This window comes from Streptomyces sp. NPDC006339, assembly GCF_040612775.1.
GTDB lineage: Bacteria > Actinomycetota > Actinomycetes > Streptomycetales > Streptomycetaceae > Streptomyces.
Map to the genome: position 1 here is coordinate 16,563 of NZ_JBEXQW010000033.1, position 24,727 is coordinate 41,289.

At 75.1% G+C, this 24,727-nt stretch carries 20 protein-coding genes; 13 read left to right on the forward strand and 7 right to left on the reverse strand.

Going from position 1 to position 24,727, the window contains the following annotated elements; translation table 11 throughout:
• Positions 1 to 95: 95 nt before the first annotated feature.
• Genes ABZ135_RS25275 through ABZ135_RS25290 form a run of 4 tightly spaced genes read left to right on the forward strand, consistent with a single transcriptional unit; the run spans position 96 to position 4,362 of the window.
• The gene (locus ABZ135_RS25275; protein ID WP_356698535.1) at positions 96 to 1,103 is read left to right on the forward strand and encodes an alpha/beta hydrolase; all 1,008 of its coding nucleotides are present in this window, start codon (positions 96 to 98) and stop codon (positions 1,101 to 1,103) included.
• Entirely contained in the window at positions 1,096 to 2,277 is a 1,182-nt protein-coding gene (locus tag ABZ135_RS25280; protein WP_356698536.1) for an acyltransferase, read from the forward strand. Before ABZ135_RS25275 ends, ABZ135_RS25280 begins: the two co-directional genes overlap by 8 nt.
• A complete protein-coding gene (locus ABZ135_RS25285; RefSeq protein WP_356698537.1) occupies positions 2,270 to 3,691 on the forward strand; it encodes a sensor histidine kinase in 1,422 nt (473 codons plus the stop codon). Before ABZ135_RS25280 ends, ABZ135_RS25285 begins: the two co-directional genes overlap by 8 nt.
• Complete coding sequence (locus tag ABZ135_RS25290; RefSeq protein WP_356698538.1) at positions 3,688 to 4,362, forward strand: response regulator transcription factor; 675 nt, start codon at positions 3,688 to 3,690, stop codon at positions 4,360 to 4,362. The genes ABZ135_RS25285 and ABZ135_RS25290 overlap by 4 nt, the downstream gene beginning before the upstream one ends.
• Positions 4,363 to 4,428: 66 nt before the next feature.
• Here the strand turns inward: ABZ135_RS25290 and ABZ135_RS25295 are convergent, their stop codons facing one another.
• The gene (locus tag ABZ135_RS25295; protein WP_356698590.1) at positions 4,429 to 5,250 is read right to left on the reverse strand and encodes a hypothetical protein; all 822 of its coding nucleotides are present in this window, start codon (positions 5,248 to 5,250) and stop codon (positions 4,429 to 4,431) included.
• A gap of 173 nt (positions 5,251 to 5,423) precedes the next feature.
• Positions 5,424 to 6,716, reverse strand: coding sequence for a VWA domain-containing protein (locus ABZ135_RS25300; protein WP_356698539.1), 1,293 nt, complete (start codon positions 6,714 to 6,716; stop codon positions 5,424 to 5,426).
• A 202-nt stretch (positions 6,717 to 6,918) separates the two neighbouring features.
• Here ABZ135_RS25300 and ABZ135_RS25305 point away from each other — a divergent pair, with 202 nt between their 5' ends.
• The 8 genes from ABZ135_RS25305 (at position 6,919) to ABZ135_RS25340 (ending at position 17,210) form a co-directional block, all read left to right on the forward strand.
• Complete coding sequence (locus ABZ135_RS25305; RefSeq protein ID WP_356698540.1) at positions 6,919 to 7,590, forward strand: GntR family transcriptional regulator; 672 nt, start codon at positions 6,919 to 6,921, stop codon at positions 7,588 to 7,590.
• A gap of 345 nt (positions 7,591 to 7,935) precedes the next feature.
• Complete coding sequence (locus ABZ135_RS25310) at positions 7,936 to 8,922, forward strand: alpha/beta hydrolase-fold protein (RefSeq protein ID WP_356698541.1); 987 nt, start codon at positions 7,936 to 7,938, stop codon at positions 8,920 to 8,922.
• Between the two features lie 126 nt (positions 8,923 to 9,048).
• Positions 9,049 to 10,545, forward strand: a complete 1,497-nt coding sequence (locus ABZ135_RS25315; protein WP_356698542.1) for a peptidoglycan DD-metalloendopeptidase family protein — start codon at positions 9,049 to 9,051, stop codon at positions 10,543 to 10,545.
• A gap of 11 nt (positions 10,546 to 10,556) precedes the next feature.
• Positions 10,557 to 12,023, forward strand: a complete 1,467-nt coding sequence (locus ABZ135_RS25320; protein ID WP_356698543.1) for a hypothetical protein — start codon at positions 10,557 to 10,559, stop codon at positions 12,021 to 12,023.
• Between the two features lie 39 nt (positions 12,024 to 12,062).
• The gene (locus ABZ135_RS25325; RefSeq protein WP_356698544.1) at positions 12,063 to 14,087 is read left to right on the forward strand and encodes a family 43 glycosylhydrolase; all 2,025 of its coding nucleotides are present in this window, start codon (positions 12,063 to 12,065) and stop codon (positions 14,085 to 14,087) included.
• Positions 14,088 to 14,242: 155 nt separating this feature from the next.
• Positions 14,243 to 14,812, forward strand: coding sequence for a hypothetical protein (locus tag ABZ135_RS25330; RefSeq protein ID WP_356698545.1), 570 nt, complete (start codon positions 14,243 to 14,245; stop codon positions 14,810 to 14,812).
• A gap of 149 nt (positions 14,813 to 14,961) precedes the next feature.
• Positions 14,962 to 15,735, forward strand: a complete 774-nt coding sequence (locus ABZ135_RS25335) for a serine/threonine protein kinase (RefSeq protein WP_356698546.1) — start codon at positions 14,962 to 14,964, stop codon at positions 15,733 to 15,735.
• A gap of 2 nt (positions 15,736 to 15,737) precedes the next feature.
• On the forward strand, positions 15,738 to 17,210 hold the full coding sequence (locus ABZ135_RS25340; protein ID WP_356698547.1) for a serine/threonine-protein kinase: 1,473 nt from the start codon (positions 15,738 to 15,740) through the stop codon (positions 17,208 to 17,210).
• Between the two features lie 22 nt (positions 17,211 to 17,232).
• On the opposite strand, the gene ABZ135_RS25345 is transcribed toward ABZ135_RS25340, so the two are convergent.
• The 4 genes from ABZ135_RS25345 to ABZ135_RS25360 all read right to left on the reverse strand — a co-directional run bounded on the left by ABZ135_RS25345 (position 17,233) and on the right by ABZ135_RS25360 (position 23,500).
• Positions 17,233 to 18,639: an alpha/beta fold hydrolase gene (locus ABZ135_RS25345; protein WP_356698548.1), complete on the reverse strand. Its 1,407-nt coding sequence runs from the start codon at positions 18,637 to 18,639 to the stop codon at positions 17,233 to 17,235.
• A 122-nt stretch (positions 18,640 to 18,761) separates the two neighbouring features.
• Positions 18,762 to 19,643, reverse strand: coding sequence for a helix-turn-helix transcriptional regulator (locus ABZ135_RS25350; protein ID WP_356698549.1), 882 nt, complete (start codon positions 19,641 to 19,643; stop codon positions 18,762 to 18,764).
• A gap of 162 nt (positions 19,644 to 19,805) precedes the next feature.
• Positions 19,806 to 20,606 (reverse strand): endonuclease, encoded by an 801-nt coding sequence (locus ABZ135_RS25355; RefSeq protein WP_356698550.1) that lies wholly within the window; start codon positions 20,604 to 20,606, stop codon positions 19,806 to 19,808.
• A gap of 173 nt (positions 20,607 to 20,779) precedes the next feature.
• Positions 20,780 to 23,500 (reverse strand): FAD/NAD(P)-binding protein, encoded by a 2,721-nt coding sequence (locus ABZ135_RS25360; protein WP_356698591.1) that lies wholly within the window; start codon positions 23,498 to 23,500, stop codon positions 20,780 to 20,782.
• 253 nt (positions 23,501 to 23,753) lie between these two features.
• Between ABZ135_RS25360 and ABZ135_RS25365 the strand changes: the two genes are divergently transcribed.
• On the forward strand, positions 23,754 to 24,215 hold the full coding sequence (locus ABZ135_RS25365) for an Rrf2 family transcriptional regulator (protein WP_356698551.1): 462 nt from the start codon (positions 23,754 to 23,756) through the stop codon (positions 24,213 to 24,215).
• Between the two features lie 46 nt (positions 24,216 to 24,261).
• Here ABZ135_RS25365 and ABZ135_RS25370 read toward each other — a convergent pair whose 3' ends face one another.
• Positions 24,262 to 24,717: an Lrp/AsnC family transcriptional regulator gene (locus tag ABZ135_RS25370; protein WP_345491484.1), complete on the reverse strand. Its 456-nt coding sequence runs from the start codon at positions 24,715 to 24,717 to the stop codon at positions 24,262 to 24,264.
• Positions 24,718 to 24,727: the final 10 nt, after the last annotated feature.

The window sequence follows — 24,727 nt, forward strand, 5'->3', positions numbered from 1 at the left end:
GCTACCGCCGGGGTTGGCTCCCCGGCGGGACGCCGACCACACCGGGCGCTTCATACCTTCCGGAGCGGAACGAAACACCGTACGGAAGGACCCCCATGGCGCCCCAGCCGCGCGGCGACCGCCGCGCACCCTCCCTCGCCCGCTTCCGCCGCACCCTGCTCGCCGCGCTCGTCACCGCCGCCGTGACGGTCCCGCTCGCCGGGGCCGCCCGGCCCGCCGACGTCCCCGCGCCCGCGCCGGCGGCCACCGCGCCGCTGACCGCCACCGAACCCACGGCACTCGGCGCGGAACTGACGGCACGGTACGCGGCCGGCCGGGCCGAGGTGCGGGCCGCCGCGCGGACGGCGGAGACCCACGGGGCACACCGCCGGGCCGCCTCGCTGCACCGGATGGCGGCCCCGGAGCGCCGCTTCCTCTCCTTCGACGGGCGCGACGGCGGCCGGAGCGCCGAGGTCGTCGGCGACCTGGCCCGCGCCGACCTGATCGCGGTCCTCGTCCCCGGCGCCGACACCGGACTCGACGCCTACGACCGCTTCCACCGCGGCGCGACCGCCCTCCACGACACCGTCCGGCACCAGACCGGCGGCGGCCGGATCGCCGTCGTCGCCTGGCTCGGCTACCGCACGCCCGCCACCGGCAGCGCCGCCTCCCTCACCCCCGGCCGCGCCGAGCAGGCCGCTCCCCGACTCCGCGCGCTCGTCGAGGAATTGGCCCGGATCAGACCCGCCGCCCGGATCACCCTCCTCGGCCACTCCTACGGCTCCGTGGTGTGCGCCCGCGCGGCGGCCGGCCTGCCCGTCGCCTCCGTCGTCCTCTACGGCAGCCCCGGCACCGGCTTCGACGGCGCCGCCGACCTGCGCACCCGGGCCACCGTCTGGGCCGGCCGGGCCACCGGCGACTGGGTCGGCGACGTCCCCCACACCCGCGTACCGCTCCTCTCCGGCACCGAACTCGGCTTCGGCACCGATCCCGTGGACCCGGCCTTCGGTGCCCGCGTCTTCGCCGCGGGCGACGGCGGACACAGCGACTACCTCGCCCCCGGCTCCGTATCGCTGCGGAACCTGGCCGCGATCACCGCCGGAAGGGAGCCGTCCCATGCGTGAGCTCCTCACCCGCACGGCCGGCCGGACAGCCGACGCCACCCCGCCCGGACGCGACCGCGCCCTCGACGCCCTGCGCGCCCTCGCCATCCTCGGCGTGGTCCTCGGCCACTGGCTCGTCACCGCCCTCGTCGCCGACAGCGGCACCCTGCGCACCGAGAGCCCGCTGCGCCACCTGCCCGCGTTCACCCCGGTCTCCTGGGTGTTCCAGACCCTCGCGGTCTTCTTCCTCGTCGGCGGCCACGTCGCCGCCCGCGGCCACACCGCCGCCCGCGCCCGCGGCGAGAGCCACCGCCGGTGGATCGCCGGCCGCCTCTCCCGGCTCTTCCGCCCGGTCGTCCCGCTGCTCGCGGTCTGGCTCACCGCGACGGCCGTCCTGCTCGCCTGCGGAGTGCCCTGGCAGACCCTCCACACGCTCGGCACCCTCGTGCTGTCCCCGCTGTGGTTCCTGCTCGTCCTCGCCGCCCTCACGGCCGCCACCCCGCTCGTCGCCCGCGTCCACCCGCTGTGGCCGCTCACCGTCGTCCTCCACGTCGACCTGCTCCGCTTCGGCTTCGACGGCCCCGCGTGGACCGGCTGGCTCAACCTGCCGGCCGGCTGGCTCGTCCCGTACTGCCTCGGCGCCCTCCTCGCCCGCCGCGGCCCGTTCACCCCGGCCGCCGCCTGGGGCCTGCTGCTCGGCGGGGCCGCCGCGACCGGCCTCCTGGTGGCCTTCGCCGGCTACCCCGGCTCCATGGTCGGCGTGCCCGGCGCCCCCGTCTCCAACCTCAACCCGCCCACCCTCGCCGCCGTCACCTTCGGCCTCGCCCAGTCCGGCGGAGCGATCCTGCTCCTCGGACCGCTCCGCCGCGCCCTGCGCCGGCCCGTCGCCTGGGCGGCGGTGGCCCTGCTGAACCTCTGCGCCATGACCGTCTTCCTCTGGCACCAGACCGCGATGATCGCCGTCACCGCCGGCGCCCTTTTCACGGCGGACCTCCTCGGCCACGGCCCGCTCGCCGGACTCCACACCGTCCCCGACGGCGCCACCTGGGTCCTCGCCCGGCTCGGCCTGCTCCCGCTCTTCGCCGTCGCGCTGCTGATCTGCGGCGCCGTCTTCCGCACGTACGAACGCACCACCCGCGCGGCCCGCGTACCGCAGGCGAGGCCCCGCGCGAGGAAGGAGGCACGACGTGCCTAGGCTGGGGCAGGGCGGACGATCATGGGGCGCGGACGACGCGGACAGTCACGGGAACACGGTGGGGGACACGGTGGGGGACACGGCACGGTGGGCAAGCGTCCTGCGCGCGGCCCCGGGCATCCTGCGGACCGCACCGGCCGTCCTGCGGGCCGACCTCAGCCCGGGCCGCCGCGACCCGCTGCCGCGCCACCGCCATCTCGGCCGGCTCGCCCACGGCCACATCGTCCTGCTCTGCGTCCTTTTGGGCCTCTGGGACGCGAACCACTACGAGAGCTTCATGCAGCCCGCCACGGGCTCCGTCTCGCTGCTCGTCGTCCTCCAGAGCGCCGCGCCCGTCCTCGCCCTCACCAGGCCCGCCGCCGCCCTGTGGCTCTCCACCACCACGCTCGCCCTGACCGCGTCGCTGACCTCGGCCGTGTTCGGCCTCGCCTGGCCGTGGAGCGTACCGGGCATCGTGCTGCACACCCTGGTCCTGCTCCTGCTCGCCCTCCGGGTGCGCCCCGCGGCCGCCGTCGCCGCCCTCGGGCTCTCCCTGCTCACCGGCGTCGGCGCTGTCGTCCCGCACGGCGTCCCGGGCCTGATCACCCTTCCGCAGGGCGCCGTCCTCTTCGCCACCGCGACCGCCGTCGGCTGCGCGCTGCGCGCCGCCCGTGTCTCGCGCACCCGGCTCGTCGAGCAGGAGGAACTCACCGCCGAGGAGCGTGCCCGCCGCGCCCTGCTGGAGGAGCGCGGCCGGATCGCCCGCGAGCTCCACGACGTCGTCGCCCACCACATGTCCGTGATCTCCATCCAGGCCCAGGTCGCCCCGCACCTGGTCACCGACCCGTCGCCGGAGCTCCGCGAGAACCTGGCCGGCATCCGGCAGAACGCCGTCGACGCCCTCACCGAACTGCGCCGCGTCCTCGGGGTCCTGCGCGGCGACGGCGCGGAGGGCGACACGGCCGCGGGCGTACGGCACGCCCCGCAGCCCACCCTCGACCGCCTCGGGGAACTCCTCGACAACGTCCGCGCCGCCGGTCTCGACGTGACCGCCACCTCCCGGGGCGAGAACCGGCCGCTCTCGCCGGGCACCGAACTCTCCGCGTACCGCATCGTCCAGGAGGCCCTGAGCAACGTCATGCGGCACGCTCCCGGCACCCGGGCCACCGTGGAGACCCACTACCACCGCGGCGGACTGACCCTGCGGATCACCAACACGGCCCCGGCCCGGGCCACCCGCCCCGCGCCCGCAGGAGCCTCAGGTGCCTCCGGTGGCGTGGGACCGGGCGGCCGGGAACCCGGCCACGGACTCCTCGGCATGCGCGAGCGCACCGCCATGCTGGGCGGCGAACTCGCCGCCGGACCCACCCCCGACGGCGGCTGGGAGATCACCGCCACCCTCCCCGCACCCCTCGACCCCAAGGACGGTTCATGAGCGACGACATCAGGGTTCTGATCGCCGACGACCAGATGATGGTCCGGCAGGGGTTCACCGTCCTGCTGAACGCCGAACCCGGCATCCGGGTCGTCGGCCAGGCCGTCGACGGCGCCGACGCCCTGGCCAAGGCCGCCGAACTCCACCCCGACGTCGTCCTGATGGACATCCGCATGCCCGGCATGGGCGGCATCGAGGCCACCCGCGTCCTCACCGCACCCGCCGACTCCACCGTCAAGGTCCTCGTCCTCACCACCTTCGACCTGGACGAGTACGTGTACGAGGCGCTGCGCGCGGGCGCCGCCGGGTTCCTCCTCAAGGACGCCTCCGCCGAGGAACTCGCCCAGGCCGTACGGATCGTGGCGCGCGGCGACGCCCTGCTCGCGCCCAACGTCACCAAGCGGCTGATCGCCGAGTTCTCCCGGCTCAGCCCCGCTCCCAAGACACCGCTCATGGACCGCGTCGGCGGTCTGACGGAGCGCGAGACGGAGGTGCTGACGCTCATCGCGCAGGGCCTGTCCAACGCGGAGATCGCGAGCCGGCTCGTCGTCGCCGAGCAGACCGTGAAGACCTATGTCGGCCGCATCCTCACCAAGCTCTCCCTGCGCGACCGCACCCAGGCCGCCGTCCACGCCTACGAGACGGGTCTCGTCCGCCCCGGCAGTCACTGACCCGGCTCCCGACTCCCAGGTGTGGGCACCGGGGGCCGGGGGCCGGGGGGCTGGAGCGGCGGGCGGTCAGATGCCGGGCGGCACCCGTGAGGGGCGGCCGGAGCCGCGCGTCAGGACGTAGCCGCCGACGCCCGCGAGGGCGGCGAGCACGCCGCCGGCGGCGGTCCAGACCCAGCGGTCGGACCACCGGCCCGAGGACCACCCGTCCTCGGGCGCCCGGGCCTCCACCGTCTCCGGCGTGGTGGCGCCCGGCACCAGCGGCACGGCGAGCGCGCCGTCCGCGGCGTAGGCCCCGCCCGTGTCGTGGGAACTCGCCCGGACCCGTGCCGAGAACGGCTGGCCCCGGTCCTCCTCGGGCAGCCCGGTCACGGTGAGGCGGACGAAGTAGGCGCCCGGCAGCGGGTCGTTCGACCAGGTGTCCGCGGCCGCCCGGACCGGGCGCAGGGCACAGGCCAGCTCCACCGTCGCGGCCTCCTTGGCGGCGCTCCTGGACTGGGTGCCGTACGTGCACGGCTGCCGCCTGCGCAGCCCGTCGTACACGTCGATCCGCCAGGCCGAGGAGCCGTGCCGCAGCGCGCTGTCGGGCAGCGTGACGGTCGCGGTGACCGTCGGGCGCTGGCCGGTGTCGGCGGGGAACACCCAGTACAGGTAGTCACCCGTGGACGCCTGCGCGGTGGCCTGCTGCCCCTGCCGGAAGAAGGCGGCGGTACGGAAGGAGGTGCCGGCCTCGGTCGGCCCCGCCTCCGCCGCGGCGCCGCTCGCGCTGCCGCTGGGCGTCGGCGCCGGCGTGTCGGCGACACCCGCCGGGGCGGCCGGGCCGAGCAGGGCGGCACCCGCGAGCACGAGACCCGCGGTCACCCGGCGGAAGGCGCGCCGCGCGCCCGGTATGAGCGCGCCGGGTGGGGGCGTGGCCGGAGTGCGGGCGCCGCGCGCGGGCGTGCCCGGGGAGGGCGCCTGCGGCACGGTCGTGGCCGGAGTGAGCGGGTTGCGCGGGGCGAGCGGGGTGCCCGGGGCGAGCGGGGTGCCCGGGGCGAGCCGGGGCCGCTGCGAAGAGGTGCGCATCAGTGGGTCCTCCAGACGGCGACGCGCCAGCGGGACAGCCAGCCCCAGATCAGGCCGCCGAGGAAGCCGGCGACCACCAGGGCGCCGAGCAGCCACCAGCCGCGACCCAGGCCGAAGGAGGCGACGTCGGAGGCGGAATCGGGGCCGTCGACGACGTCGATCGCGAGCTCGACCGGCATCCCGGGGGTGGTCTTGACGGACGGCGGAGCGGAGAAGGAGTTGCTGACCTGGAGGCAGACGGTCTCGGCGGCGGGCTTCGTGTCGTCGTCCAGGGCCTCGTCGTTCTCCTTCTTCGGATAGCGCAGACCCGTCGAGATGACGTCGGTGCGCCCGTCGCCCGCCTCCGAGCCGCGGACGATCTCCCGCCCGTGCACGGTGACCGCCCGCAGCAGCACGCCATAGTCGTCGTTCACGGCCCGGTCGGCGGCGATGCTCACCGAGGCGCGCAGCTCCTGGCCGGGCAGCACGTCGACCCGGTACCAGCGGTGCCGGCCGATGACCTGCCGGTCGGTGTAGAGACCCGGCTGGAGCGTCGGCGCGCCGGCGCAGCGTTCGGCGCCGTTCGTGGCCACCGGCGTGACGACCGGGTCGGCCGCGCGATCGACGAGCTGCCGCACCCGGCCGGAGAGCTCCTCGGTGCGGTGCACGGAGGTGTAGGTGCCACCGGTGGCCTCGGCGATGCACATCAACTGCCGGCGGGTCTTGACGTCGGGGACCAGCCCGAGGGTGTCGATAACGAGATGGATGCCTTGGGCGGCGATGTCACGGGCCACCTCGCACGGGTCGAGCGGGGCACAGGTGTCCTCGCCGTCCGTGATGAGCACGATCCGCTTGGTGGCGTCGCCGCCCTTGAGGTCCTCGGCGGCGCCCAGCAGGGCGGGCCCGATGGGGGTCCAGCCGGTGGGCGCGAGCGTGGCGACGGCGGTCTTGGCCTCCGTACGGTCCAGCGGGCCGACCGGATAGAGCTGCCGGGTGTCCTCGCAGCCGCGCTTGCGGTCCTGGCCCGCGTAGTCCGCGCCGAGGGTGCGGATGCCGAGCCGGACCTCCTGCGGCACCGCGTCCAGGACCTCGTTGAATGCCTGCTTCGCGGCCGCCATGCGGGTCTGTCCGTCGATGTCGCGGGCCCGCATCGAGCCGCTGACGTCGAGCACCAGCTCGACCTTGGGGGCCTCCTTGGCGGAGTCCGCGGCCGCCGGTCCGTCGTCGGCGGCGGCACTGGTCGGGAAGAGCCCGACGGCCAGGGCGGCGAGCAGCGCGCAGGCCCCGGTCGCCAACCGTTTTCTCGTGATCATCGGAGGATCGTAGGGATGATCGTCCGGCAATCCAAAACGGGGCCGGCTCCCGGCTTCTGAGCGGAGGTCAGGGGAGAGGACCCGGAGGCGGGGCCGGGCGTGGGCCGGAGGCCGGGCGGACGTGACGGGCGTCGCACCTCCCGTGACGGGGAGCCCGCGGCGCGGTGGCATACCGTGAGGTGAGCGATCACCGGGAGGACAGATGACCGGGACACGGGAGGCCGACCCCGCCCCACCCGCCCCCACGGGAGGCTGGCTCCGCGACCGGGTCTGCGAGGGGCTGCGCGACCGGATCATCACCGGCCGCCTCAAGCCGGGCGACCGGCTGGTCGAGCGGGACGTCGCCGAGGACTTCGGCGTCTCCCGGGTTCCCGTGCGCGAGGCGATCCGCATCCTCATCGGCGAGGGCTTCCTCCAGGCCGTCTCGCAGCGCCGGATCGTCGTCCGCGAGATGTCCCGGCAGGACGTGGAGAACCTCTTCGACATGCGCGAGGCCCTGGAGGTCCTCGCCGTCCGCCGCGCCGCCGAACGGCGCACGCCCGCCGAGCTGTCCACCCTCGCCCGGCTGCTCGACGAGGCCCGCGCCGCCACCGACGCCGGCGGCCCCGAACGGCTCTCCCGCGCCAACGCCGCCTTCCACGCCCAGATCGTCCGCATGTCGCGCAACGAACTCCTCGTCACCTCCCTCGAATCCCTGGAGGGCCGGCTCCGCTGGCTCTTCCAGCAGGTGGACGACCCGGAGCCGCTCTGGCAGGAGCACCGTCTGCTGTACGAGGCGATCGGCGCGGGCGACGCGGACGCCGCGGCCGGGCTCGCCCTGCACCACGTGCGGTACTACCGCGCGGTGGCGCTGCGGCTGCTCTTCGAGGTCTGAGGGAGAAGAGGGGCGGGCCGGCTCGGCGGTGCTCGGGGCCGGCGAAATCCGGCCGGCAGCCCGCCTCCCGGGCCGAGCGCCGCTTGCCGTGCGCGGGGACGCCGCCCGCCCTATGTCACGGGGCCACCACGGCGCGCCCGAACGCGTGAGCGCCGCGCCGGCGGCCCCTCTGGCCGACGGCCCCCTCTAACCGAACCGGGCCGCGCCTGTCAGTCCGTAAGGTTCCGGGTTCTGCGCGGGCCGAGGTGTCGCTAGCTTCCGAACGGCCGCCGCACGGCGGCCGGGACCGAACCTCGGCCGTCCCACCATCCCCTCAGCCGAGCGGCCTTTCCCTCTATGGAGGTCATGTTGACCGCGCACCACCTTCCCTCCCGCAGGAGCATCCTCAGGACGGCCGGCGGGCTCACCGCCGCGGCGGCCCTCGGCGCCGGGGGCGTGCTCGCCTCCGCGCCGACGGCCTCGGCGGCGGGCGACGGCTTCGGCCTGCGCATCGTCGACCGCAACGAGAGCGACCACCGGATGTGGTACTACCGCTTCCAGACCGACGCGATCGGCTGGAACCCCGGCGTGAACGTGCTGCTGCCGGACGACTACCACCACAGCGGTCGCACCTACCCGGTCCTCTACCTCCTGCACGGCGGCCTGGAGGACTTCATCACCTTCGACGCCCACCACGACATCCGGGGTCTGACCGCCGGGAAGCGGCTCATCGTCGTGATGCCCGACGGCGGGCGCGCCGGCTGGTACTCCAACCCGGTCAGCTCCGCCGTCGGCCCCCGCAACTGGGAGCACTTCCACCTCGCGCAGTTGCTGCCGTGGGTGGAGGCGAACTTCCGGACGTACGCCGAGTACGACGGCCGCGCCGTGTCCGGTTTCTCGATGGGCGGATTCGGCGCGCTGAAGTACACGGCCAAGTACTACGGGCACTTCGCCTCGGTCAGCGCCCACTCCGGCCCGGCCAGCCTGCGCTGGAACAACGGCGCGGTCACCCACTGGGCCAACGTGTCCTCCGCCGCGGTGGAGCTGGGCGGCGGCAGCGTCTACGGCATGCCGTTCTGGGACGAGGCCCGGGTCACCGCCGACAATCCGGTCCAGCGCATCGAGAGCTACCGGCACAAGCGGATCTTCCTGGTCGCCGGCACCAGCCCGGAGGACATCCAGGGCTACGCCAACGAGTCGGTGGTGCTGGAGACCCAGCGGGAGTTCAAGTACCACCTCGACCGCGCCGGGATCCCGCACGAGTCGTACGAGCTGCCCGGCGGCCACTACGTCCGCCGGGACATGCTGGAGCGCGACATCAACGGCGTCATCGGCCGCCTGCGCAAGGCGTGACGGGGGGGACGTCAGGTGTTACTCGCTCTTTCCCGACGCGCCCGCGCCCGACGCGCCCGGTGCGCCCCGCACGCCCCACGGGCCCGGAACGCTCGGTACGGCCGGCGCGTCGTGTTCGGCGCGGCCGTGGCCTTGGCGGCCCTGCTGCCCGGCCTCGCGACGGGCTCCCCGGCGGGGGCGGCGACGCCGGAGGCCCGGCCCCTCGCCGCGGCGGCCGGTTTCGCGGCCGCGTGCCCGGCCGCCGGCCCGGTGTCGCAGCACTACCACAGCGGCCACAACGGCGTGGACATCGCCAACGACTACGGCACCCCGATCCACGCCGTCGGCGACGGCGAGGTGACCATCTCCGGATACGAGTCCGGGTACGGCCAGTGGATCCGCATCCTGCACCCGGACGGAACGATCTCCGAGTACGGGCACATGTACCAGCGGGACGTGTTCGTCGGCGACCGCGTCGTGGCCGGCCAGCGGATCGCCCTGATGGGCTCCGAGGGCAACTCGACCGGCCCGCACCTCCATCTGCGGATCTGGGGTGACGCGTCCGCCACGTACGGCGTCGACCCCGAGCCCTACCTCGCGCAGCGCGGCATCGAGCTGCCCTGCCTCCCCGGCAGCGGCCCCCGCCCCGCCCCGCTGGTGTATCCGGCGGAGTCGGGCCGGGTGGTGTCGGCGCGGTCGGCGGACGGGCGTCTCGAGGTCTTCGCGGCGGGTGCGGACGGTGTGCACCACGCGTGGCAGACGGCGGTGAACGGGGCCTGGTCGGAGTGGGAGTTCCTGGGCGGCCCCGGTGGCGCGGAGCTGGCGATCGGGCCGAACGCCGATGGGCGTCTGGAGATGTTCGCGATCAACGGGAACACGTTCCAGCACCGCTATCAGACACAACCGTCGGGTGGCTGGTCGGGCTGGGAGTCGTTCGGTGGCGGCGGTCGTGACATCGCCGTCGGCGCGAACGGAGACGGACGGCTCGAAGTCTTCGCCTCGGGTCCGGTCGGGGTCTTCCACAAGTGGCAGACGGCCGCGAACGGCGGTTGGTCGGAGTGGGAGCCGGCGGGCGGCGGTCCGGCGAACAGCCGGATCGAGATGGAGAAGGCGCCGGACGGCCGGCTGGAGGTCTTCGCGCTCAACGGAGATGTCTTCCAGCACCAGTACCAGACCGCCGTGAACGGTGGCTGGTCGGGCTGGGAATCGTTCGGCGGTGGTGGCCGTGATCTGACGGTGGATCACAACCAGGACGGGCGGATCGAGGTCTTCGCCTCGGGTCCGGTCGGGGTCTTCCACAAGTACCAGACCAGCCCGACGAGCTGGTCCGAGTGGGAGCGGACCGGTGGTCCCGCCGACTCCCAACTGAGCAGTCAGCGGACCGCCGACGGCCGGGTCGAGGTGTTCGCCATCAACGGCACCGTCGCCCAGCACATCTGGCAGACGGGCGTGAACGCGCCGTACGGCCAGTGGGAGTCCTTCGGCACCGGCGGCACCGACGTGACGGCCACGGCCAATGACGACGGCCGCATCGAGGTCTTCGGCACGAGCGGTGCCGGGGTCTACCACAAGTGGCAGACCGGCTTCGCGAGCTGGTCCGAGTGGGCCTGGCTCAACACCACCTCCGGCCCCGCCGTCCATTGAGGAGACAGCAGGTGAGAACCACGCACGGCTCCCGGCGAGCGCCCCATCGCGTCATCCTGGCGGCGCTCACCTCGTTCCTGCTCGCGGCGGGGATCCTCGTCGGCGCCCCGCCCGCGTACGCCGCCCCGAGCGACCTGTGCGCCCGGGTGGGTCACACCGCCGGCTTCCGCGGGGACAGCCTGGTCACCGCGGTCGCGGTCGCGCTGGCGGAGTCCAGTTGCGACCCGTCGGCGACCAACACTTACAACAACACGCCGCCGTCCCGCGACCGGGGTCTGTGGCAGATCAACGACTACTGGCACCCCGAGGTCGACGACGCCTGCGCCTACGACGCCCAGTGCAACGCGAACGCGGCCTTCGAGATCTCCTCCGGGGGAACCAACTGGCAGCCCTGGTCCACCTACAACCAGGGCCACCACTGGCGGCACATGGACGAGGCACGGGCCGCCGTCGACCGCCTCGGGCACCACGAGCCCGGTCCCAAGCCGCTGGTGTATCCGGCTGAGTCGGGCCGGGTGGTGTCGGCGCGGTCGGCGGACGGGCGGCTGGAAGTCTTCGCGGCGGGTGCGGACGGTGTGCATCACGCGTGGCAGACGGCGGTGAACGGGGCCTGGTCGGAGTGGGAGTTCCTCGGTGGCCCCGGGGGCGCGGAGCTGGCCATCGGCCCCAACGCCGATGGGCGTCTGGAGATGTTCGCGATCAACGGCAACACGTTCCAGCACCGCTATCAGACGCAACCGTCGGGTGGCTGGTCGGGCTGGGAGTCGTTCGGCGGGGGCGGTCGTGACATCGCCGTCGGTGCGAACGGAGACGGACGCCTGGAGGTCTTCGCGTCCGGCCCCGTAGGGGTCTTCCACAAGTGGCAGACGGCCGCGAACGGCGGCTGGTCGGAGTGGGAGCCGGCGGGCGGTGGTCCGGCGAACAGCCGGATCGAGATGGAGAAGGCGCCGGACGGCCGGCTGGAGGTCTTCGCGCTCAACGGGGACGTCTTCCAGCACCAGTACCAGACGGCGGTCAACGGTGGCTGGTCGGCGTGGGAGTCCTTCGGCGGTGGTGGCCGTGATCTGACGGTGGATCACAACCAGGACGGGCGGATCGAGGTCTTCGCCTCCGGCCCGGTCGGGGTCTTCCACAAGTACCAGACGAGCCCGACGAGCTGGTCCGAGTGGGAGCCCACCGGTGGTCCCGCCGACTCCCAGCTCACCAGCGAACGCACCCAGGACGGCCGGGTGGAGGTCTTCGCCATCAACGGCAGTGTCGCCCAGCACATCTGGCAGACCGGGGTCAACGCCCCCTACGGCCAGTGGGAGTCCTTCGGCACCGGCGGCACCGAGGTCACCGCCACGGCCAATGCCGACGGCCGCATCGAGGTCTTCGGCACGAGCCACGCCGGCGTCTACCACAAGTGGCAGACCGGCTTCGCCACCTGGGCCGAATGGGCCTGGCTCAACACCACCTCAGGCCCCGCCGTCGACTGACTCTCCGGATCGCTCCGGAGACGAGTCTGGAGAAGAGTGATGCGACCGATCAGCAGGCGGAACCTGCTGCTGGCCGGCACCGGGGCGGGCGCACTCGCCCTCCTCGGTGCCGGACGGGCCGGCGCGAGCGCGGACGTCCCGCCCCACCGATGGATCGGCGCCGGGCCCTTCCGCCACGTCCACGACCCGTCCACTCCCGGCCGGCGCCGCTACCTCAACGACCACACCCTGATCCGGGCCGGCGGACGCTGGCACCTGTTCGGCATCGTCGGGAACAGCGCGGCGACCGGCGAGGCCCCCGACAGCGCCGCCGAGATCTCCTTCACGCACGCCTCAGCGCCCCACCCCCACGGGCCGTGGACCGCGCACGCCGACGCCCTGACCGTCGATCCCGGCTACCACGGCGAGGAACACCTCTGGGCGCCGCACGTCATCGAGGCCGGCGGCACCTACTGGATGTTCTACGCCGCGGGCGGCCGCGGCGGCGCCGCCATCAACCTCGCCACCTCCACCGACCTGTTCACCTGGACGCGGGTGCCGTCCGGACCGCTCTTCCGGGGTCGCGCGGCACGTGACCCGATGGTCCTGCGGATCGGCGGCGAGTGGGTCATGTACTCCACCGAACTCTCCGCCGTCGACGGCCGTCACCTGGTGTGCCACCGCCGCTCCGCCGACCTGCTCCACTGGAGCGAGCCGGGCGTCGCCTACGCCGACGAGACCACCGACGCCACCGGCGTCTCGGTCACCGAGTCCCCGTTCGTCGTCGAACGGGACGGCTGGTACTACCTGTTCATCGGGCCCCGCGGCGGCTACGACGGCACCGACGTCCTCGCCTCCCGCGACCCCTTCCGCTTCTCCCTGGACGGCTACGCGGGCCATGTGCCCGGCCACGCCGTGGAGCCGTTCACCGACGGGCAGCAGTGGTACGCGAGCGCCGCCGGCTGGTTCCGGCACGGCCTGTACGTGGCCCCGCTGCACTGGCAGGACACGCCACCGTCGTGGCAGAGCCCCGACAACCCGGTCACCGCCCTCGACGTACAGGGCCGCCTGACCGTCTTCGCCCTCGACGCGGGCGACCGCTCCCTGCTGCGGCGCGTCCAGCTCGCCCCCGACACCGACACCTGGTCCGCGTGGGAGGAGTTCGGCGGCCCGGCCGGGGCGGTCCCCACCCTCGGCCGCAACACGAACGGCCGCCTGGAGGTGTTCTCGCTCGCGCCCGGCGGCGCGAACCTCCACCACCGGGTCCAGCGGCCCGACGGCGGCTGGTACGACTGGGAGGAGTTCGGCGGCCCCGCCGGGTCGGCTCCCGCCGTCGCCCGGAACGCCGACGGCCGCCTGGAGGTCTTCGCCCTCAGCCCCGGCGGCACCCTCGTCGCCCGGCGTCGGCAGGGGACGCCCGGAGCCCTCACCTGGGACCCCTGGGACGCCGGCTTCGGCGGACCCGCCGGTGCCCCGCCGGTCGTGGCGGCCAACGCGGACGGCCGTCTGGAGGTCTTCGTCCTCGCGCCCGGCGGCACCGCCCTCCTGCACCGCTGGCAGGAGACGCCCGGCGGCGCGTGGGGGCCGTGGCACCGGTTCGGTACGGCGGCGGGCGCGGCCCCCCGGGTGGCCCGTGACGGCAGCGGCCGGCTCACCGTCACCGCCATCGCCCCGTCCGGAGTGGCCGCCTTCCACCGGCGCCAGTCGGTGCCCAGCGGCGGATGGGACGACTGGCGGCCGCTGTTCGGCTGGTCGGCCGCGGCCCCGCTGCTCGTGCCCAGCGCCGACGGCCGCCTGGAGGCCCTCGCGCTGTCCCCCGGCGGCGAACGGCTCGCCCACCGCTGGCAGCTCGCGCCCGGCGGCGCCTGGGACGCCGGCGCCGACTTCGGGGAACCCGGCGTCGCGCTCGCCGCCCCGCCGTCGGCCGCGCCCGACGGCACCGGCCGGATCCACGTCTTCGCGGTCACCGCCGAAGGCCGCGTCCGCACCCGGGTCCAGGCGCGGCCGAGCGGCGGCTGGCAGCCGTGGACCGCCTTCGGCGACCGGCTCCTGGCCCCGCTCCCGTCCGGCGCCCCCGCACCCTGAGCGCCACGGCCCGACCTCCGCCGCCCCCGCCCTCCCGACCTCCGCCGCCCCCGCCCTCCCGACTTCCGCCGCCCCTCACCCCGTACCGCGCATGCGAAGGCCCCCGGCGCCGCCGTCCGTATCAACCGCCCACCCCGAAAGGGAGCCACCCGCCCATGACACAGCCACCGCCCCGGCCCACGCCCCCCACCGGTGCCGCTCCGGGCCGCCGGCGCGCCCGCTGGGAGCGCTACCGGATCACCCACCCGTTCTCGGCCCGCGCCCAGCTCGGCCTGTGGGGCGCGATCGCCGGGACCGTCGCCCTGGCCGCGCTCCTCGGCCGGGCCCTCGACATGAAGGGCGGCGTCGTGATCGTCGTGGCCCTGCCGTTCATCGTGTCCTGGTTCGAGAACCAGCGCACGGCCTTCCAGTTCGACGCCGGCGGCCTGCGGATCGGCGCCCTGTCCCTGCCGTGGGATGCCGTCGACCGGATCGTCGTCGTGAACCCGCCCCACGAACAGGACGCCGTGATCGGCGTACGGCCGTTCCCCGGGGCCCCGCTGCCGCCCGGCGCCGCACCCCAGCCCCGGCACCCGGCCGTGTCGGCCCCGTTCCACGTGGTCGTGCCCCGGCACAAGCTCGACCTCGCCAAGATGACGGCCAAGGCGCGCCGTTACGCCCCCGAGCACGTCCGGATCGTCGTCGCCGACGCCTCCGGGGAGCGGCCCGTCACGCCCGCCGCCTGACTCCCGCCTGACCGCCGCCCGACCGGAGGGCAGCGGCGGCGCCCCTCCGCCCTCCTCCCGAAGTGGCCGATGCCACGCGGTGAATCGGCATGCGCAGGCGGTAACGTTCGGTGTGTCGGGCAACGGTCGGCACGCGGGACGGGGGAGCGGTGAGCGGCATTGTCGTGCACCTGCCGGAGGGGAACGGCGGCGACGCGGTCACCCTGCGGCTCGGGCCGGGAGAAAGGGCACGGTTCGGTCGCGGCTCGGCGAGGACGCCGGTCGAACTCCGCCTCGCCGACGAGGCGGTCTCCCGGCTGGCCGGAGAGATCCGCGCCACCGACGACCACTGGCAGTTGAGCAACCTCAGCACCACCCACGGCTATCTCGTGGAGAACCCGGAGGGTGCGGGCGAGTACCTCCGGGTCCCGCCGCGCCGGGTCGGCGCGCCCATCCCCTTCGAGTTCTCCCGCGTCGTGCTGCCCACCCGCCGCGACACCCCCGTCTACTTCCAGGTGTTCGCGCCCGACCACGTCTATCTGGACCCGCAGGCGACCGGCGGCTCCTGGGAGAGCCGCACCCTCACCGCGTACTCCCTGGACGAGACCGCCACCTACTTCCTGGTGCTCGTCGCGCTCTGCGAGCCGTGGCTGCGCGACCGTTCGCCGGTGGCGGTGCCGACCACGCCCCAGGTCGTCGAGCGGCTGCGCGGCCATGCCGCCTGCGCCCGGCTGACCGCCCGCGCGGTCAGTTCGCACATCGACTACCTCGCCGACGAGAAGCTGCGGATCGGCGCCCCCGACCCGGACGCGGCCGGCCGGGCGGACCGCAGGAACGGCAAGCGGGAGGCCGTCGTCGGTCTCGCCCTGAAGTTCGGCATCGTGCGGGAGGAGCACCTCGCCCTGTTACCGCCGCGCGCCGAGCCGGCCGAGCGCGGACGGTAGCCGTGGCGCGGAGGGACGACCGGGCCGGATCCTGGGGGAGCGGTGGGCCGGAGCTGCTGCCGCCGGGCCACCGGATCGGGGACTGGACCGTCGGCGAGCCGATCGGCGCCGGCGGCTGGGCGACCGTCTACGCCGGCCGGCCCGCCGACCGGCCCCACGCGTCCGACGCGCCGGATGGCGGCCCGGACGTCGGCCCCGACATCGGCCCGGACGTCGGCCCGGACGCCGTGTCGGACGTCGCGCTCAAGGTCATGCCGACGGCCGGCCTCGCCCCCCGCCAGGCCCGCGGCGTGGCCGAGTCGGCCCGGCGCGAGGTCGAGCTGGCCCGCCGGGCCCCGCACCCGAGCCTGGTCCGGCTGCTGGACTCCGTGGTGCTGGCCGCACCGGACCGCCCCTCCCTGGACGGCGCGATCGTCCTCGTCATGGAACGGGCCCGGTGCAGCCTGCGCGACCTGATCGACGCGGGTGCCACCGGCACCGACGCCACCGGCACCGGCGCCGGCGTCACCGAGGCCGAGGGCGGCCGGCTGATCGCCGGCATCTGCGAGGGCCTGGCCCATCTGCACCGGTCCGGCTGGGTGCACACCGACCTCAAGCCCGAGAACATCCTCATCGGCCGGGACGGCGAGGTACGGCTCTCGGACTTCGGCTTCGCCATCGAACTCACCGGCACCCACGGCTGGACGGCCCCCATGGGCACCCTGGACTACCTCCCGCCCGAACGCTGGAAGGAGCCCCTCGGCGACCGCGGCGTACGGGTCCGCGCCACCGCCGACATCTGGGCGCTCGGCATCGTGATCCACGAGGTGTTCGCCGCCGGCGCGTCGCCGTTCCCCGGCGCCACGCCGACGGCGCGCGGTGCCGCCGTGCAGGAGTACGCCGAGGGGCGCGCCGCCCTGCGGATGGACCACGCGGTCCCGGAGTTCTGGCGCGCCCTCGCCGCCGACTGCCTCGCCCCCACCCACGAGGCCCGCGCCCCGCACACGGCCGAGAGCCTCCTCGAACGGATCAGGGCCCACGAGGCCGGGCGCCGGAAGCGGCGTCCCCGGCCCCGCCTCCGTACCGCCGTGCTCGCCCTCACCGCCGGCGCGACGGCGGCCGCCGGGGCCGCGCTCTGGTGGTCGGCGGAGGGCCGCGCGGACCGCGAAGGGCCGGGCACGATCCGGGTGTTCAACGCCGAGCGCGGCTGCCAGGACCGGACGGACCGCGACCGGCAGTGCAGCCTCGGCCTCGCGATCGACCCCCGCCGGCCCTACACGGCCGAGAACGTCGTCCCGACCCGGGTCTGGCACGGTGACCTCCTGGACGCCGACTGCCGGTTGCCCGACGGCGAGCCCATCATCGACGAGGAGGACCTCAGGTCCACCGTCTGGTACCGCGTCCGCCTCCCGCGAGCGGATGCGGAACCCACCACCGCCTGGCTGCCGGCCGTCCGTACGAGGGACCGCCCGGCCCTGCCGCGGTGCGCTCCCTAGCGGCCCGGTCCGAAGGACGGCCCTACCGCAGCAGGAACGCCTCCGCCGCCCGCGCGCCCGCGTCGCTGCGGCTCTGGGTGGAGTGGCCCACGCCCGGGAGGACGACCAGTTCGGCCCGAGGGGTCGCGGCGGCGAGGTCACGGGCCCACCGCACCGGGGTCGACAGGTCGCGGTCCCCCGCGAGCATCAGGACCGGCATGGTCAGGGTGCGGCCCGGCGCCGGGCGGTGCGGGCGCGAGGACGGCCAGGGCAGACAGGTCCGGGGAATGCCCTGGGCGCCGGCCGTCTCCCGCTGGAACGGCCACACCTCCGCCGGCCTGATCCGCTGCACGGCCTTCCGCAGGGCCCGTTCACGGCCCTCGACGGGGGCCGAGGCGTCGCCCCACGGCCAGCGCGAGTCGGCGCAGAGCGTCGCCGCGTGCAGTCCCGAGCTGAAGGCGGCCGGGGGTTCGTCCGACGGCGCGGAGAAGCCGGCCACCAGGCCGTCCAGCCTGGCCGGATCCCCCTCGGCGGAGGCGTGCAGGGCGTTCAGGATGCCGAAGCGGGGGTCGTTCAGCTTCGGGTCGATGATGCTCGCGATGACGAGCAGGTTGAAGACGCCGACGCCGTTGCCGTCCCGGCGGACCACCTTCGCGAGATCGCGGGCCGGGTCGAAACCGCATTTCTGCTCCCGGCACGCGGCGCGCAGTACCGCCCCGGAGTGGCCGAACGCCGCCTCGTACAGCACGCCGGCACCGTCCAGCGGGACGACGGAGTCGAGGACGAGCCGGCGCACCCGCTGCGGATGGGTGAGGGCGTACTGCCCGGCGGTGAAGGTGCCGTACGAGACCCCGTCGAGGGTCCAGGAGTCCACGCCCAGAGCGCGCCGCAGGTCCTCCAGGTCGGCCACCGTGTCGCCGGTGGTGTAGAGGTCGCGGTGCGGCCCGAGGCTGTCGGCGCAGGCCGTGACAGCGGCGGGCGTGGGGGCGACGGTGTCGCTGCTGCCGACCTCCTTCTGGAGGGCGGGGCAGTCGACGGCCGTGCCGCCGGTGCCGCGCTGGTCGATCATCACCAGCCGGTACTGGTCGAGCGCCCGGGGGAGCCGGCCGCGGATCCGCTGGACGTACGGGACGCCGGGCTGTCCCGGTCCGCCGGTGAGGAAGAGCAGGGTGCCCCGCGGCGCGTCGGCCGCGCCGACGACGGCCGTGCGCAGCTTGAGGGTGCCCGGCACGGCGCCGGAGCGGTCGAGCGGCACGGTCAGGTCGGCGCAGGTCACGTCGGGCTGGCCGGGGCAGGGCTGATGCCCAGTGAGGGCGGGCGCCCCGGCGGACCGGGCGGCCGGGGTGGTGCCGGAGGGGCCGCCGGCGGCGGCGCCGGGGGCCGAGGCCGCGCACGCGGCGGCGGTCAGCACGGCGGCCAGGGCCGTGCCCGTTCTGGTCAGGAAGGTCATCGTCGCGTTCCCCCGCTCGGAAGACGGGGTGCCGCGCGCTCGCCCCGGAGGACGGCGCGGCACCGGCCGGGTGTCCGGCCGCCGCCATCCTGCGGGCCGCCCCCGCCCGGGGCGTTGGACATTCATGCGCGATCCGCGAGGAGCCCCCGCACGGCGCTGGGAGGCTGACCCGTACGGTCCCGGCACAGGCGGGTCAGATGGGCCTGGTCGGCGAACCCGTAGGCGTGGGCGAGGGTCCTCAGGCTGTCCTCGCCCTCCTCCAGGGCGTGGAGCACGCCGCGGATCCGCAGCTCGTTGCGGTAGCGGGTGAGGCTGCTGCCGGTGACCGCCCGGAAGACCCGGCTGAGGTGGTGCGGGGAGGCCCCGACGGCCCGGGCGAGGTCCTCCAGGGGGAGCCGCAGGGCCGGGGCGCCGCCGGCGAGGACGGCGCAGGTGTCGCGGACCAGTCGGCCGTGGCCGCGCGCGGTGGCGGGCCGGGTCCCGGTGTCGGTGCGCCAGTGGCCGGCGGACTCGGCCACTCCGTCGAGCAACCGGTGCAGCCGGTCGGCCAGTTCGAAGGAGTCGGCGCCCCGCCGGGCGGCGGCCAGCAGGGCCCGGTGGCGTACGTCGGTGGCGCCGGTGACGGTGAAGCGCCGGGAGACCGGCGGGCCGTCGAAGCGGTCGGCGAACAGCGCCGCGCCGACCCGGAACTCGGTGGACCGGTCGCCGGGGCCGGCCGGGTGGGCGACCCGCTGCTCGTCCCCCGGCCGGGTCAGATAGCCGCCGCTCGGGTCGACGAAGAACTCCTCGCCGGCGATCCGGCGCAGATAGCCGCCGGAGCGGGTGAGGACCACCGTGTACGCCTCGGCGCGGCCGGGTGCGGCGAAGCCGGTGCGGTCCTCGCAGCACAGGATGTCCTGGACGGTGATCCCGGCGGCCGTGATCCGGCCGCGCAGTTGCCCGCGCCGCTCCCGCACCGCATCGCAGCGCGGCAACCCCCGCCCGTCACGGCCGTCCTCGCCCACGCCGTACCTCCTGCCGCTCGTGCGAACCACGTTCGTCGTGCGCCTCGTGCGCGTCGCGTCCGTCGTGTGCGCCGTGTGCGCCGTGCGCATCGGGGCCCGTGGGGCCGGGACCGGGGCCGGGCTCCCCGAGGGGCGGGGGGCCCGGCGCGGCTCACGGTCGGGCTACCAGATTGCCTCGACCCACTCCGGGTGGTCGATGAACGGATTGCGGTTGCGCTGGTAGCTGTTGTAGATGACGTCGTTGCGCCGCTCCTCGAAGGTGCTCGGCGGGTCCTGCTGGTGCCACTGCTTGAGTATCGCGAGGCGGCCGTGGAAGGGGACGCTGCCGTTGGTGCTCGACTCGTTGGTCTCCAGGTCCGGCCAGGAGTCGTCGCCCTCGTAGCGGACCGCCATGTACAGGATCATGCGGGCCACGTCGCCCTTGTCCGCGTCGCGCGGCTCGAAGGAGTTGCTGTCCGTGTAGCTGCCCGGCGCCCCGCTGACCGCGCTGCCGCCGTTGTCCCAGTCCTTGTTGCCCCGGGTGCTGTTGACCTGCACGTCACACGCCCGCAGGTGGTGCAGGTCGGTGCCCGGACCGGCCGAGGTGCCGAAGCTGCCGTGCGACTGGGCCCACACGTGCTCGCGGTTCCAGTCGCCGACGTCACCGCCGTTGAGGCTCTTGCTGCGGGAGTAACCGCTGTAGAGCAGCAGGACGTTGGCGGTGTTGTTCGGGTCCTGGTCGGTGACCTTCAGCGCGTTCCAGACCGCGTCGTACGAGATCTTGTTCTGGCTGCTGATGATGGTGTGCAGCGAGGACTTGAGGCTCGGACCGGTCTTGCCGATCGCGTCCTTGTAGTACGTGCTGTCGTAGGCGCCCGTCGTGGCGCCGGCGGGAGTCGCGGTGACCGAAGGAAGGGTGAGGCCGACCAGGACGGCGGTCATCGCCGCCCAGGTCTTCCACTTGCCTCTGTGCGCAACGGACATGGGGGGCCCTTTCCCGGGGACGGGACGCGCGGGAACGCCGCCCGGGCTCAAGCGGACGGCGCTCTACGCGTGTTGAATCGGTGTCACCGGGAGAGTGGCACGCACGCCTGGCTTGTCGTGTAACGGTCAGAAGGCTTTTTCATGACGTTCCGGCATACGGCGCAACTCCGCGTTCAGGCGCCGAGGCCCGCCAGCCGCCGCAGGTCCAGCGGCGAGGCGCGGCGGTCGAGACGCTCCTCCAGCAGACGCCGCGCCCGGTCGCTCTCACCCGCCTCCACCAGGGCGTACAGCAGCGTCTCCTCCACGACCTCCCGCTGCGCCGCACTGCCGCCGACCCGGCGCAGCGAGGGCAGCAGCGCGTCCAGCCGCTCCGCCGCCGTCGCCCACTCCTCCTCCAGCACGGCCTCCAGGGCGCCGCACAGCGGCACCACGACCTCCCGCTGCACCGGATCCGCCCCGGCCGCGTGGGTCCGCAGCCGGCGCAGGGCCGCCAGGTCGCCCGCGGCGGTGAGGGCGACGGCGCTGTGCAGCGCGGTGAAGGCGGTCGAGGGGCGCTCGACCAGATCGCGCTCGACCGCGTCGAGCACCCCCTCGACGGGCACCCGCCCGGTCCAGTTACGGCACATCCGGGCCCGCCACAGCAGCGAACCGGAGTCGACCAGCGCCCGCACCCCGCCCACCTGACCCGGCGCGAGCTGCGCGAACCAGCGGCGGCGCACGGCCGCGGAGTCGTCCAGGGCCAGCTCGTGCAGCGCCACGTGCCAGGAGAAGTGCGCCCGGTGCACCGCGCCCCGGCCGTGCCCGCCGATCCAGTCGTCGAGCCACTCCCGGCCCTCGCGGTGCGCCCCCGACTCGTAGTGCACATGGGCGAGGGCGTGGACGGCGTGGCCGGAGGCCGGCTCCTCGGCGAGCGCCGCACGGGCGAGGTCGCCCGCCTCGTCGATCAGGCCCTGCTCCTGGCGGACGAAGGCCAGCAGCGAGGTGTGGAACCAGTGGCCGCCGTACGCGGGCGCGGTGCGCTCCACCAGACGCAGGGCCAGCGTGCCGTCGAGGTCGCCCACACCGGCGAAGGCGATGGTCGGGACGGCGATCCCGAGGGCGAACGCGTCGCCGGGGAAACGCTCCAGATGGCCGATCAGCGCCGTGTCGCCGTCCGAGGCCACCGAGCCGGCCGAGCTCCAAGCGCCACCCGCGCCCGGCGCGCCCGGCCCGTGCGTCTCGTGGTCCCGGATGCGGCGCGTGACGACGTCGACGAACGAGCGCTCCCGCTCGTCCCCGCGCTCCCGCGCACTGCGCCGCGCGTCCGCCAGGGCGCGCGCGACGTCGACGTCCGCCCCTCCCTCGTGACCGAGCAGGGCGAGCGCGGCGTGCCCCAGGGCGAAGCCGGGGTCCAGTTCGACGGCCCGGCTGAACGCCTCGGCGGCCTTCGCCCGTACGGTGATCACCCGGCCGAGCCCGGAGCGGAAGGCCGCCGCGGCGGCGGCGTGCGTGGACAGCGGCAGTCCGAACTGGTCGGTGGGCCGCCGGCGCACCGGCCGCGCGGTCCGGCCGCCGAGCGGCGCGAGGAGGGCCTCGGCGACCTCCTTGGCCTGCGTACGGATCTCGGGGATCGCGGTCGTCTCCCACAGCTCGCCGCGGCGCGGCGAGCCCAGCGTGAACAGCGGCCGGCCGGCGTCTCCCCGCGCGTCGCGCAGCCGGCCCCCGTCGGTCGCCACGCCGATGCCCAGCGGCCCCGGCACGGCGAAACCGTCGGCGAGCAGACCGCCCCACAGCGGGTCGCCGCCGGCGTCGGCCCGCAGCCCCGGCCCCGTGCAGTCCACCACCCACCCCACGCGCAGCCCGCGGCCGTCGGAGAGCGTGACGGTCAGGCCGCCGCCCCCGTCCGGCGCCGCACCGGTGACCCGGCCCGCGTGCACCCGCAGCCGCCGGGCCGCGCGCGCCCGGGCGACCGCCTCGGCCGTGGACGGGGCCATACGGTGCCTGTGGACGTTCCACCGGGTGGCGTCCCGGCCGAGGAACTCCGCGCGCTCCTCGTCGGTGAGCCCCTGCCAGAGCTGCCCGATCCACGGCCGCAGCCCGTCGAACGCGGGCCGCCAGTCGCCGTGCGCCCGGCGCGTCGCGGAGACGTACCGCAGCACGGCGCGCCGCAGGGCGGGCAGCGGCAGCACGGCCAGGTCGGGCGGTGGCGGTACGGCGGGCAGCGGGGCCAGCGCGTGCGGCTGCGGCAGCAGCCCGGAGCGCGAGACGGCGTGCACGGTCCGGCCGGGCCGGTCGAGGACCAGGGCCAGGTCGACCGCGGTGAGACCGGTGCCCACGAGCAGCACGTCGTCCGACGGCGATACGGCGGCCAGCGCGCCGGGCGCCCAGGGACGGGCGACGAACCGGTCGGAGTCGGCCAGCCCGGCCGGGGCCCACTCGGCCCGGCCCGCCGCGGGACCCGTGGCGAGCACCACGCCGTCCGCCGCCAGCGTGCCGCCGTCGGCGAGCCGGAGCTCCAGTCGTCCGCCGGGTGCGTCGGCCAGGCCCGTCGCCCGCGTGCGCAGCCGCCGTACGGACACCGTGCCGTGCGCCGCGATGATGGAGCGTCCGAGCGTGTCGGCGAGATAGGAACCGTAGCGGTGGCGCGGCGCGAAGTCCGTGTCCCGGACGCTCGGTTCGCCGTGCGCGCACAGCCAGCGCCGGAAGTGGCCCGGGTCGTCCGGGTAGCAGCTCATGCCGCCCACCGGCACGTTCAGCCGGTGCTCGGGGACCTCGGTGGCGTACGCGGTGCCCCGGCCCGCCTCGGGTGCCGGGTCGACGAGGACGAGGTCGAGCGGCGTCCGCCGGCGGGTCGCCGTCTCGCACACCTGGACCGCGACGAGCGCGCCCGCCGCACCCGCGCCGACGACGGCCACGGTGGGCCGGGCGGAGGCGGGCGAGGGGGCGGGGGCGGACGCGTCGGACTGCGGGACTGCGGCGGACACCACGGGCACCTCCGGGGGCGGAGTGGGGCGGGGGCGGGCACGGCACGGGTGTTGTTCACTATGTCGATGAACAAAATGAACGGGCAACGCCGGATTCGGCCAACGGCGACGGGCCGCCGTGCTCGTGACGCCTCATCCGTTCCGCGACGGGCCGGGAACGCGCCACTCGTGAGACATTGAGCCGGTGAGGATCTCTGCACGAACGGACTACGCCATCCGGGCCATGGCGGAGCTGGCCCGCTCCCCGGAACGGCCGCTCAAGTCCGAGGACATCGCCGGACGCCAGGACATCCCCGTCCGCTTCCTCTTCGTCGTGCTCAGCGAGCTGCGCCAGGCCCGCCTGGTGGCGAGCGTCCGCGGGCCCGAGGGCGGCTACTCGCTCACCCGGCCGCCCGCCGAGATCACCCTCGCCGACGTCATCCGGGCGATGGACGGGCCGCTCGTCAGCGTGCGGGACCTCAAACTGACCAGCCTCGAGTACCAGGGCGCGGCCGCCCCGCTGCCCGACGTGTGGCGGGCGGTGCGCACCAGCCTGCGCCAGGTCCTGGAGTCCACGACCCTCGCGGACCTGGCGAGCGGCGAACTGCCCGACCTGGTCCGGGACCGGGCCCGCGCCTACCGGGACGACGTGCGCACCTATCCGTAGGCCGCAGGCCGTAGATCATCGGCCCATGGCCATCGGTCTACGGTGGTCAGCGCTCGACCGGCAGGCCGCGGGGCTCCTTGACGCGCTTCATGATGATCTGCGAGTTGACCTCCGTGACCCCCGCCAGGGTCGTCAGCCGCTCGATCCACAGCCGCTCGTACGCCGCGAGGTCGGCGACCGCGATCCGCAGCAGGCATCCCGGGCTGCCGAAGAGGCGGTACGCCTCGATGACGTCGGGGATGTCCTGGAGCGCCTCCTCGAACGCCTCCACCGTCTCGCGGTCCCGCTTCACCTCCACCGAGACCAGCACCTCGAAGCCCCGCCCGACCGCCTCCGGGTCGATGACCGCGCGATAGCCCTGGATCACCCCGTCCTGCTCCAACTGCCGGACCCGCCGCATGCAGGGGGAGGGGCTCAGGCCCACCCGCTGGGCCAGCTCCTGGTTGCTCAGCCGGCCGTCCTGCTGGAGCTCGCGCAAGATATGAAGATCGATTCGGTCCACGACGCAATTA

Coding starts and splice junctions, on each gene's coding strand:
- ABZ135_RS25345 (WP_356698548.1), bottom strand. CDS start 18,639: ATGACCTTCCTGACCAGAACGGGCACGGCCCTGGCCGCCGTGCTGACC.
- ABZ135_RS25325 (WP_356698544.1), top strand. CDS start 12,063: ATGCGACCGATCAGCAGGCGGAACCTGCTGCTGGCCGGCACCGGGGCG.
- ABZ135_RS25310 (WP_356698541.1), top strand. CDS start 7,936: ATGTTGACCGCGCACCACCTTCCCTCCCGCAGGAGCATCCTCAGGACG.
- ABZ135_RS25300 (WP_356698539.1), bottom strand. CDS start 6,716: ATGATCACGAGAAAACGGTTGGCGACCGGGGCCTGCGCGCTGCTCGCC.
- ABZ135_RS25280 (WP_356698536.1), top strand. CDS start 1,096: ATGCGTGAGCTCCTCACCCGCACGGCCGGCCGGACAGCCGACGCCACC.
- ABZ135_RS25330 (WP_356698545.1), top strand. CDS start 14,243: ATGACACAGCCACCGCCCCGGCCCACGCCCCCCACCGGTGCCGCTCCG.
- ABZ135_RS25290 (WP_356698538.1), top strand. CDS start 3,688: ATGAGCGACGACATCAGGGTTCTGATCGCCGACGACCAGATGATGGTC.
- ABZ135_RS25305 (WP_356698540.1), top strand. CDS start 6,919: ATGACCGGGACACGGGAGGCCGACCCCGCCCCACCCGCCCCCACGGGA.
- ABZ135_RS25355 (WP_356698550.1), bottom strand. CDS start 20,606: ATGTCCGTTGCGCACAGAGGCAAGTGGAAGACCTGGGCGGCGATGACC.
- ABZ135_RS25275 (WP_356698535.1), top strand. CDS start 96: ATGGCGCCCCAGCCGCGCGGCGACCGCCGCGCACCCTCCCTCGCCCGC.